Origin of the sequence: Mycobacterium sp. (genome assembly GCF_019243155.1) — a bacterium.
Lineage (GTDB): Bacteria > Actinomycetota > Actinomycetes > Mycobacteriales > Mycobacteriaceae > Mycobacterium.
The window spans coordinates 1-13,877 of the sequence record NZ_JAFAUS010000186.1; the positions used below are offsets into that span (position 1 = coordinate 1).

Annotated in this window: 17 protein-coding genes, 1 tRNA gene and 2 pseudogenes; 9 read left to right on the forward strand and 11 right to left on the reverse strand. The window is 66.2% G+C overall.

The window, feature by feature from the left end; translation table 11 throughout:
* Positions 1-195 (reverse strand): annotated as a pseudogene (locus tag JOZ00_RS08990) (glutamine--fructose-6-phosphate aminotransferase); the annotation flags it as partial.
* 158 nt (positions 196-353) lie between these two features.
* Positions 354-764: a hypothetical protein gene (locus tag JOZ00_RS08995; protein WP_293342677.1), complete on the reverse strand. Its 411-nt coding sequence runs from the start codon at positions 762-764 to the stop codon at positions 354-356.
* Between JOZ00_RS08995 and JOZ00_RS09000 the strand changes: the two genes are divergently transcribed.
* Positions 763-966, forward strand: coding sequence for an Rv1535 family protein (locus tag JOZ00_RS09000; protein WP_293342680.1), 204 nt, complete (start codon positions 763-765; stop codon positions 964-966). The genes JOZ00_RS08995 and JOZ00_RS09000 overlap by 2 nt on opposite strands.
* Before the next feature lie 62 nt (positions 967-1,028).
* A complete protein-coding gene (locus tag JOZ00_RS09005; RefSeq protein WP_293342683.1) occupies positions 1,029-1,868 on the forward strand; it encodes a hypothetical protein in 840 nt (279 codons plus the stop codon).
* A gap of 43 nt (positions 1,869-1,911) precedes the next feature.
* On the opposite strand, the gene JOZ00_RS09010 is transcribed toward JOZ00_RS09005, so the two are convergent.
* A complete protein-coding gene (locus JOZ00_RS09010) occupies positions 1,912-2,181 on the reverse strand; it encodes a hypothetical protein (protein ID WP_293342686.1) in 270 nt (89 codons plus the stop codon).
* Between the two features lie 71 nt (positions 2,182-2,252).
* On the opposite strand from JOZ00_RS09010, the gene JOZ00_RS09015 reads away from it, so the two are divergent.
* Positions 2,253-3,296, forward strand: coding sequence for an LLM class F420-dependent oxidoreductase (locus JOZ00_RS09015; protein WP_293342689.1), 1,044 nt, complete (start codon positions 2,253-2,255; stop codon positions 3,294-3,296).
* Between the two features lie 3 nt (positions 3,297-3,299).
* Here JOZ00_RS09015 and JOZ00_RS09020 read toward each other — a convergent pair whose 3' ends face one another.
* From JOZ00_RS09020 to JOZ00_RS09050, 7 genes are all read right to left on the reverse strand, one after another.
* Positions 3,300-4,646 (reverse strand): hypothetical protein, encoded by a 1,347-nt coding sequence (locus tag JOZ00_RS09020; RefSeq protein WP_293342692.1) that lies wholly within the window; start codon positions 4,644-4,646, stop codon positions 3,300-3,302.
* 2 nt (positions 4,647-4,648) lie between these two features.
* Positions 4,649-4,978: a type VII secretion target gene (locus tag JOZ00_RS09025; protein ID WP_293342695.1), complete on the reverse strand. Its 330-nt coding sequence runs from the start codon at positions 4,976-4,978 to the stop codon at positions 4,649-4,651.
* 56 nt (positions 4,979-5,034) lie between these two features.
* A complete protein-coding gene (gene glmM, locus JOZ00_RS09030) occupies positions 5,035-6,372 on the reverse strand; it encodes a phosphoglucosamine mutase (protein ID WP_293342698.1) in 1,338 nt (445 codons plus the stop codon).
* Positions 6,373-6,521: 149 nt separating this feature from the next.
* The gene (gene rpsI / locus JOZ00_RS09035) at positions 6,522-6,962 is read right to left on the reverse strand and encodes a 30S ribosomal protein S9 (protein ID WP_293342725.1); all 441 of its coding nucleotides are present in this window, start codon (positions 6,960-6,962) and stop codon (positions 6,522-6,524) included.
* Positions 6,963-7,012: 50 nt separating this feature from the next.
* Entirely contained in the window at positions 7,013-7,456 is a 444-nt protein-coding gene (gene rplM / locus JOZ00_RS09040) for a 50S ribosomal protein L13 (protein ID WP_293342701.1), read from the reverse strand.
* A 252-nt stretch (positions 7,457-7,708) separates the two neighbouring features.
* On the reverse strand, positions 7,709-8,011 hold the full coding sequence (locus JOZ00_RS09045; protein WP_293342704.1) for a WXG100 family type VII secretion target: 303 nt from the start codon (positions 8,009-8,011) through the stop codon (positions 7,709-7,711).
* Between the two features lie 5 nt (positions 8,012-8,016).
* Entirely contained in the window at positions 8,017-8,337 is a 321-nt protein-coding gene (locus tag JOZ00_RS09050; RefSeq protein WP_293342707.1) for a WXG100 family type VII secretion target, read from the reverse strand.
* Between the two features lie 84 nt (positions 8,338-8,421).
* Here JOZ00_RS09050 and JOZ00_RS09055 point away from each other — a divergent pair, with 84 nt between their 5' ends.
* The 5 genes from JOZ00_RS09055 (at position 8,422) to JOZ00_RS09075 (ending at position 12,370) form a co-directional block, all read left to right on the forward strand.
* Positions 8,422-9,705: an Nramp family divalent metal transporter gene (locus tag JOZ00_RS09055; protein ID WP_293342728.1), complete on the forward strand. Its 1,284-nt coding sequence runs from the start codon at positions 8,422-8,424 to the stop codon at positions 9,703-9,705.
* Complete coding sequence (locus tag JOZ00_RS09060) at positions 9,706-10,773, forward strand: poly-gamma-glutamate hydrolase family protein (RefSeq protein ID WP_293342710.1); 1,068 nt, start codon at positions 9,706-9,708, stop codon at positions 10,771-10,773.
* 26 nt (positions 10,774-10,799) lie between these two features.
* Positions 10,800-11,624 (forward strand): LLM class F420-dependent oxidoreductase, encoded by an 825-nt coding sequence (locus tag JOZ00_RS09065; RefSeq protein WP_293342712.1) that lies wholly within the window; start codon positions 10,800-10,802, stop codon positions 11,622-11,624.
* Between the two features lie 40 nt (positions 11,625-11,664).
* A tRNA-Arg gene (locus tag JOZ00_RS09070) sits at positions 11,665-11,737 on the forward strand.
* A 252-nt stretch (positions 11,738-11,989) separates the two neighbouring features.
* The gene (locus JOZ00_RS09075; RefSeq protein WP_293342715.1) at positions 11,990-12,370 is read left to right on the forward strand and encodes a hypothetical protein; all 381 of its coding nucleotides are present in this window, start codon (positions 11,990-11,992) and stop codon (positions 12,368-12,370) included.
* A gap of 662 nt (positions 12,371-13,032) precedes the next feature.
* Here the strand turns inward: JOZ00_RS09075 and JOZ00_RS09080 are convergent.
* Positions 13,033-13,215, reverse strand: a pseudogene (locus JOZ00_RS09080) (ANTAR domain-containing protein); the annotation flags it as partial.
* Between the two features lie 407 nt (positions 13,216-13,622).
* Here JOZ00_RS09080 and JOZ00_RS09085 point away from each other — a divergent pair.
* On the forward strand, positions 13,623-13,853 hold the full coding sequence (locus tag JOZ00_RS09085; protein WP_293342718.1) for a hypothetical protein: 231 nt from the start codon (positions 13,623-13,625) through the stop codon (positions 13,851-13,853).
* The last annotated feature ends 24 nt before the right edge of the window (positions 13,854-13,877 follow it).

The following is a 13,877-nucleotide window of genomic DNA, read 5'->3' on the forward strand; positions in this document are numbered from 1 at the left end:
CGCCGGCGGCATCTCGGCGACCGCCTCTTCCAGGTTGGCCAGCCGGCCGGCGCGCCGGCGCACGACAAGGGAGTCACCCCCGTCGACCAAGGCGATCCCCGACGAGTCGTACCCGCGGTACTCCATCCGGCGCAGCGCATCCAAGACGACCTTGCAGGCAGGCTGCTGCCCGACGTAGCCGACGATTCCGCACATTCTGACCAGGGTAATGCAGCCGGACCGACCGGGACTGACGTGCGGGGGCGACCAGTACCAAGGCCGATCCGCTTTCAATTCAATTCATGTCGACTTCATAAACATCCGAAGCGTTTTTCACCTGATGTATTTGTGCCGTTTTCATCTACTTCATCGCCTCAGCAGGGCACTTCCTTAGACTTACGAAAATTGGAATGCTGGCAACCATCTGAGCCAGCGGAGAGGACGAGGTTCTTGACGCTCGCCTGACCACGACTGCGGAATGCTTCACGGCAACCGTCACAGGCAGATACGACTCGGAACAGCGGGTTCTTCTGATAGTCGGCCGGCGCGCGACCGCAACTGTCCTTGGGAATCAACTTTTCATCAACATCAATGACGATGCTCCAGCAACCCCGGAAAGGCATTCCGCCCAGCGTCTTCAATTCCGAGCGACGCGGAAATATCGAAATGCGTAAGCAGCCGGATAGGTAAACGTTAATAGATGTTAATTGAGAATTCTGCAGCGGGTCCTCAAAACGAATGACCTTTCGTCCCCCGCCGCGTGCCAGCTTCCAGGAGGGAATCATGACCGCTGTTCTGCACGATGACGTGGCGCCCGTGGCCCCCGCGCCGGTGCTGACCCTGCAACCAGCGCCGAAGCGGCGTCCACACCACGCCTTCTTCGGCGGCGACCCGTTGGTGAACGCGGCCACCCATTTGCTCAGCATCCCGATGCGTCAGGTGTACGCGGTGCTGTGGCGGGTCGGGGTCATCGAGGTGCGGGTTTAAGGCCGACTCGAGCCTGCCTTCTCCCGGCCCGGCGCAGCACAGCGATGCGCTAACGTCGACGCGTGGCCCGCATCCGCAAGCTCGTCGCAAACCTTTCTCGCCGTGGCCCGCACCGGGTTTTGCGTGGCGACCTGGCCTTTGCCGGTCTGCCCGGGGTGGTGTACACGCCGGAAGTGGGACTGAATCTGCCCGGGGTGGCTTTCGGTCACGATTGGCTCACCGGTACCGCTCGGTACTCGGGCTTGCTGGAACATTTGGCGTCCTGGGGCATCGTGGCCGGCGCTCCCGACACTCAGCGGGGCCTGGGCCCTTCGGTGCTGAACTTCGCGTTCGATCTCGGCACCGCCCTCGACATCGTGTCGGGTGTGCGGTTGGGGCCGGGCAAAATCAGCGTGCATCCCGCCAAGCTCGGGGTGCTCGGCCACGGCTTCGGCGGCTCGGCCGCCGTCTTCGCGGCGGCGGGGATGCCGAACAAGCTGGAGGCGGTCGCGGCGATCTTCCCGTCGATCACCAGTCCCCCGGCCGCGCAGCCGGCGGCGACGCTGAAAGTCCCGGGACTGATCCTGACCGCGCCGGGAGACGACAAGAGCCTCAACTCGGACGCGCAAAGGCTTTCCCGGTCGTGGGACTCCGCCACTCTGCGCATCGTCAGCAAGGCACAACCCGAGGGCCTCGTGCAGGGGCGGCGGCTGAGGAAGGTGCTCGGGCTGGGCGGCCAGGACCGACGCACGCAGCGGTCGGTTCGGGCCCTGCTGACCGGCTACCTGCTCTACACACTCGGCGGCGACAAGACGTACCGCGACTTCGCCGATCCGGACGTGCAACTGCCCAAGACGGACGCGATCGCCCCCGAGGCCGAAACGGTACGCCTGGAAGAGAAGATCGTCGCGCTGCTGAAGTAGCGAAACATGATGGCAGAATTCAGTTTTGCCACCTGGGCGCTCGCTACCGCCAGCCGGCCGGCAGGTCGGTGATGTGATTGGGGCAGTAGTCGTAGGCCCCCTGCGACATGACATTGCGCGCGTGCTCGGGGCTCATCTTGGCGCGCAGCATCATGTAGGCGTATTCGGCTGGCGCGTAACCCGATTGAGGACCGGCGGGATCGTCCATCAGCTGGCATGCTTCCTGCTCCTGGCCGGCGTCGGCGTGGGCGATACCGAAACCGAACAGTGCCGCCAAAACCAAGCTTGCAGCGATCATGGCAACAGTCCTCATGGGTCCCTCCTCCCTGCGGCCCTCGCGTCCTCTCCCTAGGGAGACTATCTGCGCTGTGGTAAGTGTCGTTGATGCGTATCGGGATCGCTCTGAACTATTCGGGTGGGTTTCACGAAGCCGTGGATCGCGTCGTCGAACTCGAGAAGTCCGGCATCGAAGTCGCGGTGGTGGCCGAGGCGTATTCGTTCGATGCGGTCAGCCAGTTGGGATATCTGGCGGCCAAGACGAGCACGGTTGAGCTGGCCTCCGGGGTGATCCCGATCTACATCCGCACGCCATCGCTGTTGGCGATGACGGCGGCGGGGCTGGACTTCGTGTCCGATGGGCGATTCCGTCTCGGCATCGGCACGTCCGGGCCGCAGGTGATGGAGGGGTTTCACGGCGTCGCGTTCGACGCCCCGTTGGGCCGCACCCGGGAGATCGTCGAGATCTGCCGCCAGGTGTGGCGTCGGGAACGGGTGCAATACCAGGGCAAGCACTACCAGATCCCGTTGCCCGCGGATCGCGGGACGGGATTGGGCAAACCGTTGAAGCTCATCAATCAACCTGTGCGCGAACGCATTCCGATCACCATCGCCGCCCTCGGCCCGAAGAATGTCGAGCTCACCGCCGAGATCGCCGAAGGCTGGCAACCGGTGTTCTACCTGCCGGACAAGGCCGCGTCGGTCTGGGGCGAGGCGTTGGCGGCCGGCGCCGCCAAGCGGGATCCCGCGCTGGGCCCGCTCGATGTCATGGTGCACGCGTCGCTGGCCATCGGTGACGACGTCGACGAGCGACTGGCTTGGGTCAAGCCGCAGCTCGCTCTTTACATCGGCGGCATGGGCGCCAAAGGCCGCAATTTCTACCACAATCTGGCGACGCGCTACGGGTTCGGTGAGGTCGCGGACCGTATTCAGGAGCTGTACCTGTCCGGCCGCAAACAAGAGGCGATCGACATCGTCCCCGACGAGCTGGTGCGCGGGATGTCGTTGATCGGCCCGCGCGGCTACGTCGCGGAACGCCTGGCCGCTTTCGCCGAAGCCGGCGTGACGACGCTGTTGTTGGCCCCGGTGTCCGCCGACAACGATGAATCGATGCGTTTCGTCAAGGAGGCGCTGGATCTGCAACCCGCCTGAGCATCACTGTCCCGCCTGCGGAAGCTGATCGGCGGCGATCTCGCACGGCGTTGACCCCCCGGGGGCGGGTTCGGGCGCCGGTTGGGCTGCGGCCGGCGCCGCGACGGGTGCGGGCGGGTCGGTGGGTAGGGGCGGCTCGATCGGTGCCGGCACGTCTGGTGGCGCAGGCGCATCGACGGGTGCCGCTCCCTGCTTGCTTTGTTCGGTGTCGTCGACGTCCTTGACCGCGTCGGGTTCGACGGACTCGTCGGGCTTGTCGTCGGTGGCGTCCTCCGCTTGGAAGGGATCCTCGCCGAAGGGATCGTCGCCTTCGAACGCGTCGGCATCGCCGAGATCGTCGGTCGCCGAACCGATCAGGTCGCTCATCGCGTCGACGATCCTGCCGGCCAACCCGAGGAGACCACCGCCGCCACCGCCCGTGCCGCCGCCCAGGTCGCCCGCCGGCATTCCCGCGGCGTCACCTAGGGCGGTTCCCCAATCGCTCGCGGGCGCGGGCGAAGCGGCGGCCGCAGGCGGAGCGGCGGCCGCCAGCGTCGGCGCCGGATCCACCGCCGGGGCGGGTGCGTCGGCCGGGGCGGGTGGCTCGGCCGTGGCCGGCGGGCTTGGCGGGGATGCCAGATTCGGCGCGCTCACGGGCGCCGGCTGCAGCGGTGCATAACCGGGCCCGAGATCACCGCGAAGTTCGAAGCACACCGTCGGCGCCGCGGCCATCCTGTCGATGACCATGCCGTAGGACGTCTCCACCCCGTCAGACGTGGATCGCATCACCGGCAGCCAATCGTCGCGAATATCGTTGTCCACGTAGGGAATTACCTGCTGACGCACCACTTCCTCGGCGGATTGCCGATCCCCGGCGCCCGTCGTCACCGCCACCGCGGCGGGCAGCCATTCCGGTTGATGCGCCCGATCGTCGACGGCGACCGCGGTCGCGACCTTGGAATCGACCAGGTACCAGACGTTGTCGCGCAGCGACTCGCAGCGCTGGGCCGCCGCGCGGAGTTCGGTCACCACCGCGTTCGCGGAGTCACAGTGGCGCTGCAACACTCGTGCCGCGGCATCGCCGCCCGGCCCTGTCCACGCCGCGGTCAGCTCGGCCACCTGGGCGCGCTGCACCCGCAGCGCTTCGGCCACCGCGTCGCCCGCCGCCCGCAGTTCGGCGCAGTCACCGTCGAGCACGCGAAGGTCGAGGCCCTCCTCGCTGTCGAACCATTCGAGGATTCGGGAAGGGTGCGCCGTCAGGTCGGGATGCTGGTAGCCCACCGCCTGACAGGCCCTAACGTAGGTCTGGGTGTGCTCGACGGCGAGCCGACCCTCGGCGAGGCGCTCGGCGACGTCCAGCCGGTCGGCCACGGTCAGGCGATCCGGGCCGCGGCATAGAGTTCGGCGTCGGCGTAGCGATCGGCGCTGGCCCGCAGGGCGGCGGCGATCTCGTCGGACGCGCGCGACCACTGCGACAATTCGCCCACGAGTCGCTGCAACTCGGCGCGCAGAGCGTCGCCGCGCGCCGTGTGCGCCCGGCCGGCGACGGCCCCGCCGAACGACAGCCTGCTGAGCTGATCACGCAGCGCGCGGTCGATGATCTCGGCGGCCGCCCCGAACTGTTGAGCGATCCGGTATGTCGCCGCGACGTCAACCTCGGTGCGGACAACGGTGGTGGGCCGTACTCCCCTGTCGAATCTCATGCCTAATCCGACGCCCGATGGCGCGCCGGGGTTCCGCGCCGAACTCCAGACGACGATCAGTGCGCGGCGCCGACCGCCTCGGCGACCCGGGCGGCGACCCGCTGCGCGACGTCCTTCTCTGGCGCTTCCACCATGACGCGGATCATGGGCTCGGTTCCAGAGGGACGCAACAGGATTCGGCCGGTGTCACCGAGCTCTGCCTCGGCCTGCGCCAGGGCGGTCTGCACCGAGGGCGCGGTCGCGGCGGTGACCTTATCGGCGACCGTGACGTTGATCAGCACCTGCGGCAATGTCTGCATCGCCGCCGCCAGCGCGGACAGGGACGAGCCCGTCTGCACCATGCGGGTCATCAGCCGCAGCCCGGTGACGATGCCGTCCCCGGTGGAGCCCAGCGCGGGCATCACGATGTGCCCGGACTGCTCGCCGCCCAGGCTGTAGTCGCCCGCCCGCAACTCCTCCAGGACGTAACGGTCACCGACACCGGTCGTGCGCACGGTGATGTCGGCCGTGCGCATGGCGAGGTGCAGCCCGAGGTTGCTCATCACGGTGGCCACCAACGTGTCCGAAGCCAGTTCGCCGGCCTCCCTCATCGCCAGCGCCAGCACGACCATGATGTGGTCGCCGTCGACCAGATTCCCGCCGGCGTCGATGGCCAGGCACCGGTCGGCATCCCCGTCGTGCGCCAGGCCGAGGTCAGCGCGGTGGGCGACGACGGCCGCCCGCAACGAATCCAGATGCGTCGAACCACAGTTGTCATTGATATTGAGGCCGTCGGGGTCGGCGTTGATCGAGATCACCCGCGCACCGGCGGCCCGATAGGCGCGCGGCGCCACCGACGAGGCCGCGCCGTGGGCGCAGTCGACCACTACGGTCAGTCCGTCGAGCCGCAGCGTGCTGGCCTTGCTGAGTTGGCGTAGGTAGCGGTCGGCCGCGTCCTCGGCGTCGATGACCCGGCCGATCCCGGCGCCGACCGGGCGCAGCTCGGGCTGGGCCGCGAGCAGCGCTTCGATCTGGTCCTCGGTGTCGTCGTCCAGCTTGCGACCGCCGGGGCCGAAGATCTTGATCCCGTTGTCGGGCATCGGGTTGTGCGACGCCGAGATCATCACTCCGAAGTCGGCGTCGTAGGCACCGGTCAGGTACGCCACCGCGGGTGTGGGAAGCACCCCCACCCGTAGCGCGTCGACGCCCTGACTGGTGAGCCCGGCGATCACCGCGGACTCGAGCATTTCGCCGCTCGCCCGGGGATCCCGACCGATCACCGCGACCCGCCGGCCCGGCGCTCCCGAGCTCGCCAAGTGCCGTGCCGCCGCGGCGCCTAAAGCCAGCGCCAACTCGGCGGTCAACTCGCGATTGGCGACCCCACGGACACCGTCGGTGCCGAATAGTCGACCCATGCGGACAAACCTCTCACAGTTGGCGGTTCAGCACCTAGCGTGCCCGTTCTTTCTGACTTAAACAGGGCACGTTTGTGCGCAGACACGCCGACGACTGCGCACAACGTCTCATCGAAGATGCTTCGTTGTGGCCGGAAAGCGACTACTGATCAGCGCTTGCTGTACTGAGGCGCCTTGCGCGCCTTCTTCAGGCCGTACTTCTTGCGCTCGGTGGCACGCGGGTCACGCGTCAGGAAGCCGGCCTTCTTCAGCGAGGGCCGGTCATCGGGCGATGCCAGAATCAGCGCCCGCGCGATACCCAGGCGCAGCGCACCGGCCTGACCCGACGGGCCACCGCCGGTGAGCAGCGCGAAGATGTCGAAGTTCTCCACCCGATCGACGGTGACCAGCGGGGCCTTGATGAGCTGCTGGTGCACCTTGTTGGGGAAGTAGTCCTCCAGGCTGCGGCCGTTGAGGTCGAACTTTCCGGTGCCGGGCACCAGCCGCACGCGCACGATGGCTTCCTTGCGGCGACCGACGGTCTGAATGGGCCGGTCGAAAACGTACGACTCGGCGGGCGCGGCGGTAGCTTCGGCCGCCACTTCCGTCACCTCGGTGGCTTCCGGGGCTGCCTGGGCTTCCAGGCCCTCGGTTGTTTCGGTCACTGGGCCACCTGCTTGATCTCGTACGGAACCGGCTGCTGCGCGGCGTGTGGGTGCTCCGGGCCGGCGTAGACATGGAGCTTGCGCTGGACCTGACGGCTGAGCTTGTTGTGCGGAAGCATGCCGACGATCGCGTTCTCCACGACGCGGGTCGGGTGCTTTTCCATCAGCTCGCCGATAGTGCGCTTGTGTAGACCGCCGGGATATCCCGAGTGGCTGTAAGCGATCTTGTCCCGCAGTTTGTCGCCGCTGATGGCGACCTTGTCGGCGTTGATGACGATGACGAAATCGCCACCATCGACATTGGGAGCGAACGTCGGCTTGTGCTTGCCGCGCAACAGAGTGGCTGCTGCGACGGCAAGGCGGCCAAGCACCACGTCCGTGGCGTCGATGACGTACCACGACCGCGTGGTGTCACCCGCCTTGGGCGCGTATGTGGGCACAGCGCTTACCTTCTTCTTCTCGGGGTGATCCCGGTGTGACCCGGGGGCCGGTCAGGCGTCCACGGTGGGGGTTTTGTCTCGGCGACCGACATTGACCCGAGACCCCGGCGTACCGCACGCCAACCGAGCAGCTTACAGACGCGTATCCCCGCAGGTCAAAATGACTGCGTGGTCCCTCCGGCTCTCCTCCTTCGGGACCACGCAGAGTCTATGGGCGCCGCGGGTGCCGCGCGGCGTCTATTGGGCGCGCAGCTACCGTCCCCAGACGCCGGCCGCCCGACGGTCGGCGTCGGCCACCTCCTCGGCGCCGTCGCGGACCGCGTTGCCGAGCTCGACAAGAATCTCGTTGAGCGCCGTCGCGGCCTGATGCCATTTCAGCTGCTCAACCTGGTAGGCGGCCGCCGCTTCACGGGTCCAGAGCTGCTGCAGCGGGGCGATCTGCGACCTCAGCTCGTCCAGCGCGGCGTTGAAGCGCGCGGAGGTGGTGTGGATCTCCTGACGCACCGAGTACTCGATTTCGCCGAAGTTGTAGGACAGGACCGGTTCCACGGCCACCCTTTCTATGACAGATTCCCGCCGGCGGCGGCGATGTGGTTGGCGTGGCTCTGTCCGGCCTCCTGCAAGACGGCCGCGTTGTGCCGAATGGTCTCGGCGATCGAGTGCTGGACGTGATACAGCCGCAGCGACTCGGCGTTCCACCGATCCACCACGCCTTTGAACCGTGCGGCCGCCAGCCCACCCCACACCGACGGCGGCACGCCGCTCATGCGGCCGATAAACGCCTGCAGCATCGCCCGAATCTCGTCGTTGCGGGCGTCGGTCGCGCCGGCGACCGATCGCATCAGGTCGAAGTCGGTGTTCAACGTGTTCGGCGCACTCATACCAAGTTCGACCTCGACGGGCCGCGTTTGGTTCCATATAAATTGCGCCCAAAGCCGGGGTGGCCCCGTCTGGCTTGCGCAAGGATTTCGACTAACCTCACTTTCTTATTCGGATATGTGAATCGAGGGGTCACCACATTGGCGCAGGGCACTGAGGCCTCGTCGCTCAAAAGGAGCTGGTATCTGCTTGGGCCGGCGTTCGTCGCCGCGATCGCGTACGTCGACCCCGGAAACGTCGCGGCCAACGTCAGCTCGGGCGCCCAGTACGGCTACCTGCTGCTCTGGGTCATCGTGGTGGCCAATGTGCTCGCCGGCCTGGTGCAGTACCTGTCGGCCAAATTGGGATTGGTGACCGGACGCTCGTTGCCCGCCGCCATCGCCAAGCGGATGAGTCGCCCCGTCCGGCTGGTCTACTGGGCGCAGGCGGAACTCGTCGCGATCGCGACCGATATGGCCGAGGTCGTCGGCGGGGCGATCGCGTTGCACATCCTGTTCAACCTCCCGATGCTGGCCGGCGGGATCATCACCGGAGTCGTGTCCCTGCTGCTGCTCGCGATCCAGGACCGGCGCGGACAGATCATCTTCGAGCGCGTCATCACCGGCTTGTTGCTCGTGATCGCCATCGGCTTCGCCGCAAGCTTTTTCGTCAACACGCCGCCACCGGGCGCCGTCTTCAGTGGGTTGGTGCCCCGATTCCGTGGCACCGAAAGCCTGCTGCTGGCGGCCGCCATCCTCGGCGCCACCGTCATGCCGCACGCGGTCTACATGCACTCCGGCCTGGTTCTCGACAGGCACGGTCACCCCGACGAAGGTCAGGAGCGCCGCCTGCTGCTGCGCGTCACCCGCTGGGACGTCGTGCTGGCGATGGCGGTGGCCGGAACGGTGAATGCCGCGATGCTGCTGGTCGCCGCGATCAACCTGCAGCACAGCAATGTCACCGCGTCGATCGAGGGCGCCTACAGCGCAATCCACAACACGTTGGGCCCGGCGATCGCGCTGCTGTTCGCGATCGGGCTGCTCGCCTCGGGCCTGGCATCCTCGTCGGTGGGCGCCTATGCCGGCGCCATGATCATGCAGGGATTGCTGCACCGAAAGATTCCGATGATCGCGCGGCGTCTGATCACCATCTGTCCCGCCCTGGTGATCCTCGCGATCGGATTCGACCCGACGCGCGCGCTGGTGCTCTCCCAGGTCGTGCTGTCGTTCGGCATACCGTTCGCCGTGCTGCCGCTCGTCAGACTGACCAGCGATCGAAAGCTGATGGGCAAAGACGCCAACCATCCCGTCACGACCGTCGCTGGCTGGGCGGTCGGCGTAATGATTAGTCTGCTTAACATGGTGCTCATCTGGCTGACGGTGACCGGCTGAATGCCGGCCCGGCGGCATCCCTACTTCGCATACGGGTCGAACCTGTGCGTGCAGCAGATGGCGCAGCGGTGCCCCGACGCCGCCGACCCGCGACCGGCGGTCCTGTCGGACCACGACTGGCTGATCAATCAGCGTGGCGTTGCCACCGTCGAACCCGTGGCGGGCAACCAGGTCCACGGGGTGCTCTGGCAGATCTCGGACGGCGACCTGGCCACCCTGGACAGCGCCGAGGGCGTCCCGGTGCGCTACCGGCGTGACGAGTTGACGGTGCTCACCGACGACGGGCCGCGTCCGGCCTGGGTCTACATCGACCACCGGGTGACGCCGGGACCACCGCGACCGGGCTACCTGCCCACGATCATCAATGGCGCCGAGCATCACGGGTTGCCGCAGCGCTGGATCGACTTCCTGCGCCGCTGGGATCCCGCGCGCTGGCCTCGGCCGAAGTCGGCGAGAACATGGGCGTCGGGGCCTGCGCCACGGTCACTTTCGGAATTGCTGAACGAGCCGGGAGTGGTCGAGGTCAGCCAACTCCGGTCGCGTTTCGGCTTTCTCGCCATCCACGGCGGCGGGCTGGAAGAGATGACCGACGTGATCGCCGAGCGCGCCGCGGACGCCGCCGGGGCCTCGGTGTACCTGCTGCGCCACCCCGACCGGTATCCGCACCATCTGTCGTCGGCGTTGTTCGACCCGGCCGAATCGCCGCGGCTCGCCGAGTTTCTCGACCATGTCGACGTCGCGGTATCGCTGCACGGCTATGGCCGCGTCGGCCGCGGCACGCAGCTGCTGGCCGGCGGCCGCAACCGCGCCCTGGCCGCCCATCTGGCCGAGCACATCGAGCTGACCGGCTATCAGGTCATCACCGAACTCGACGACATCCCGCCGGAACTGCGGGGTCTGCATCCGGACAATCCCGTCAACCGGGTGCGCGGCGGCGGAACCCAGCTGGAGCTGTGCGTCCGCGTGCGCGGCCTGAGCCCGCGCAGCCCGCTGCCCGGCGATGACGGCTTGTCCCCGTGCACCAGCGCACTGGTGCACGGCTTGGCGGGCGCGGCCCGGTCCTGGTAGTTGTCGTTAGTTCGCTGAAACGGAGGTTGTTGGTGGCCAAGGATTTTCGCTTCGGAATGAGCATGCGCTTCATCAAGTCTCGCGAGGCATTCGTCGAGAAGGTGAAGAAGGCCGAAGACGCTGGATTCGACATTCTCTGTGTGCCAGATCATCTCGGGGCGGCATCGCCGATCGCAGCGCTGACCGCCGCGGCCATGGTCACCACGAAGCTCAAGCTGAGCATGTATGTGCTCAATGCCGCGTTCTATAAGCCGGCCCTGCTCAGCCGTGACCTCGCAGACGTGGACAAGCTCAGCGGCGGCCGCCTCGAGATCGGGCTCGGCACCGGTTACGTCAAGGAGGAATTCGACGCCGCCGAATTGCCCTATCCCAGCGCCGGCGCGCGGGTCGACTACCTCAAGCACATGACGACCTACTTGGCAGAGCATCATCCGAAGACGCCCATCCTCATCGCCGGCAACGGCGATCGCGTGCTGACCATCGCGGCCCGGCACGCCCACATCATCGGGCTGACCGGCTCGAGGGTGAAGGAGGCCGACGACCCGCTGACCGAACGAGTCGAGTTCGTCCGCGCGGCTGCCGGCGATCGGTTCGACTCGCTGGAACTGAACCTGGCAATCACGGCGATCCCCGCCGAAGGCGAGACCATGCCCGATTTGAGGATGACTCGCCAGTACGCCCCGGAGCTGTCGGACGAGGAGTTGTTGGAGCAGACCTCGGTGCTCAGCGGAACGCCGCGCGACATGGCCGACAGGTTGATGTTCTATCGCGAGAAGTACGGCGTCACCTCCGTCACCGTGCAGGACAACCACATCCAGAACTTCTCGAAGGTGATCGCGGAGCTGCGCTGAGCCCGTTGCGGCCCGGGGCCCCGGTAAGCTCAGGCCGTCCGCCCTCGTAGCTCAGGGGATAGAGCACGGCTCTCCTAAAGCCGGTGTCGCAGGTTCGAATCCTGCCGGGGGCACGGGGTTCTCCGGTTCGGCCCGAGAACTCAATGCCGAAGTTCTCCCGACGCACCCGTCGCGTCTTCGAGCCGACCGCCACCTCCGGGCCCGCCTCCGCCCGACAGAACCGCGAACTCGCCTGGCGTAGCGGACGTCGACGGTTCGCTAAAAAAGATGCGGGCGGATTGATCGGTCAACCCAGGGGTACACATTCTGAACAGATAGTGGCGTGCAAATGAACGCTGACGAACTCACAAGAAACAGGCACTGACATGGCTAACAAAACCCCTACTAAGGCCCGCCGCAGCGCGTCAAAAACCTCCCGGCGTACCGCTTCAAAGGCATCACCCGCGAGCCGAAAAAACTCGAAAACGGCACGGCCTGCTGTCCGCACTCAGAGCTCGAAAAGGCCGGCAACCAAACGCTCCACGTCCGCGCAGGACCCTCCGGCCGCGAGCGTCGCGGCCGCGCAGAAGGTGCTGCGCAACGTCGCGCGTCGCGAGGACCGGTTGCGCGCGGCCTTGCAGCGACAAAAGAAAACGCTCAAGCAATTGAAAAAGGCCGCAAAGACGCACCGCGGCACGGTCAAGTCTTTGAAAGCCGACCTCGCGAAGGTCAGCAAGCGGCGGATGGCTGTCACCTCGCAGCCTTAGCCGCCTTCTCGCACCAGACACGGGATCAGATGCTGCGCATGATTTCGAGTATGTGGCCGCCGGCGCAGTCGTGGAAACCCAAGACGCCAATAGGCAGCGAATCGACGCGCCTGCATGTTGGTCGAACAACACAGAGCCAAGTTGATCAAAGATGTAGCCGCCCGGGTTGGTAGGGGCCATGGCTTGTGCGGAGATCGTCGCGGTCATCAGAATTCCGTAAAGATCGCGGCGAGCAGAATGTTTCTATGCGCTCCACTAGAAAAACTTGGTGACGAAGTCCGGCTAGCCAGTGAGGGAACCATGGACGTTAGTGCCGCCGCGAAGTTTGTCGACGGTTGGGGCATGTGGGAGCGCGGACGTTGCGAAGGCATTGTTCGTGCCCTCGAAGTGATCGAGGGACGCCTATCCGATGGGCGGATCACTGAGGAACAGCGCGAAGTTCTGCTCGTGGTGGGTGACTCGCTCCGTCAAGCCAATACCCGTCGGCCGTCGAGAGTTCCCGCACAGGAATCACGCATCCTCCGCAGAGTCGGAGCGGCTCGACAATTACTCAGACGCAGCTCGGGTCAACCTGCTTCCTCACTGACCCTCGACTGATGTCTTGCGCCACGAATCGGCGCAGGGCTGAAGCGGACAGATCGGGCACGACCTCCTCGGTGACCTCAGCGTCCGCGGGTCAGCACCAGGAGCGCGATTTCCGCCAGCGGGGTGTTATCGGCTTGCGAAAGACGCTTGAGCAAATTGGGAGCGGACTCGGCGTCGATCGCGAACCGTTCCATGAGGATGCCCTTGGCCTGGCCGATGATGTCACGTGACGCCAGCGCCCTGCGGAGTTGTTCGTCGCGCAGCACCTGGGCCCCCGGCACAGCCTGTACCGCGCGTTCGGTGACCTGATCGAGAGCTCTCTGCCGATCGACCGGCATCCGTTCCTGCAGGCCCAACACGAATTGACGAGATCCGCCAGTTCACCGGGAGCGAAGCATTGTTTCGGTCCCGCCGTCACAAGTGCTCGGCGCGTCCTGGTGCCTGAGATGCGAGTCCGACGAGGGCTTACTGCACCGGGCGGTAGAAACTTTCGTATGTCTAATAAAGATACCTTAAGTTGCCAATTTTCCTTTACAGCCAGGCGGGGGGTATGTAATCTCCGCCACAGGTGCAGTATCGGTATGGCCGCAATCACGCGCCACCGTAACGTGCCTGGCCTCCACCCCGGCGTTTAAGGAGCAATATGGGGGACCCTGGGCAGACTGCGGTGAACACGCTGAGCCACGGACCGCACCGCGAGCCACTTGCGCGCGAGCGCTGCGCGCGCACACCCGATGCGAATCGCTACGGCCCGGGCCTGGAGCACCGGACGCCGGGGCCGATCGACATCATTTCCGCACTAGCAGAGCTGTTTGAGCCGTTCACCGCTGACCGCACTCGCGAGTTTGGCGAACCCCTCCCCCTCCACCCTCACGAGAAGATGGGCAAAGCAAAATGACCGATCTTTCGCAATCGGGCCTGC

Excerpts from the sequence above, each read along its gene's own strand:
- JOZ00_RS09025 (WP_293342695.1), bottom strand. The coding sequence starts at position 4,978 with ATGAGATTCGACAGGGGAGTACGGCCCACCACCGTTGTCCGCACCGAG.
- JOZ00_RS09075 (WP_293342715.1), top strand. The coding sequence starts at position 11,990 with ATGGCTAACAAAACCCCTACTAAGGCCCGCCGCAGCGCGTCAAAAACC.
- glmM (WP_293342698.1), bottom strand. The coding sequence starts at position 6,372 with ATGGGTCGACTATTCGGCACCGACGGTGTCCGTGGGGTCGCCAATCGC.
- JOZ00_RS09050 (WP_293342707.1), bottom strand. The coding sequence starts at position 8,337 with ATGAGTGCGCCGAACACGTTGAACACCGACTTCGACCTGATGCGATCG.
- JOZ00_RS09010 (WP_293342686.1), bottom strand. The coding sequence starts at position 2,181 with ATGAGGACTGTTGCCATGATCGCTGCAAGCTTGGTTTTGGCGGCACTG.
- JOZ00_RS08995 (WP_293342677.1), bottom strand. The coding sequence starts at position 764 with ATGATTCCCTCCTGGAAGCTGGCACGCGGCGGGGGACGAAAGGTCATT.
- JOZ00_RS09060 (WP_293342710.1), top strand. The coding sequence starts at position 9,706 with ATGCCGGCCCGGCGGCATCCCTACTTCGCATACGGGTCGAACCTGTGC.
- JOZ00_RS09000 (WP_293342680.1), top strand. The coding sequence starts at position 763 with ATGACCGCTGTTCTGCACGATGACGTGGCGCCCGTGGCCCCCGCGCCG.
- JOZ00_RS09015 (WP_293342689.1), top strand. The coding sequence starts at position 2,253 with ATGCGTATCGGGATCGCTCTGAACTATTCGGGTGGGTTTCACGAAGCC.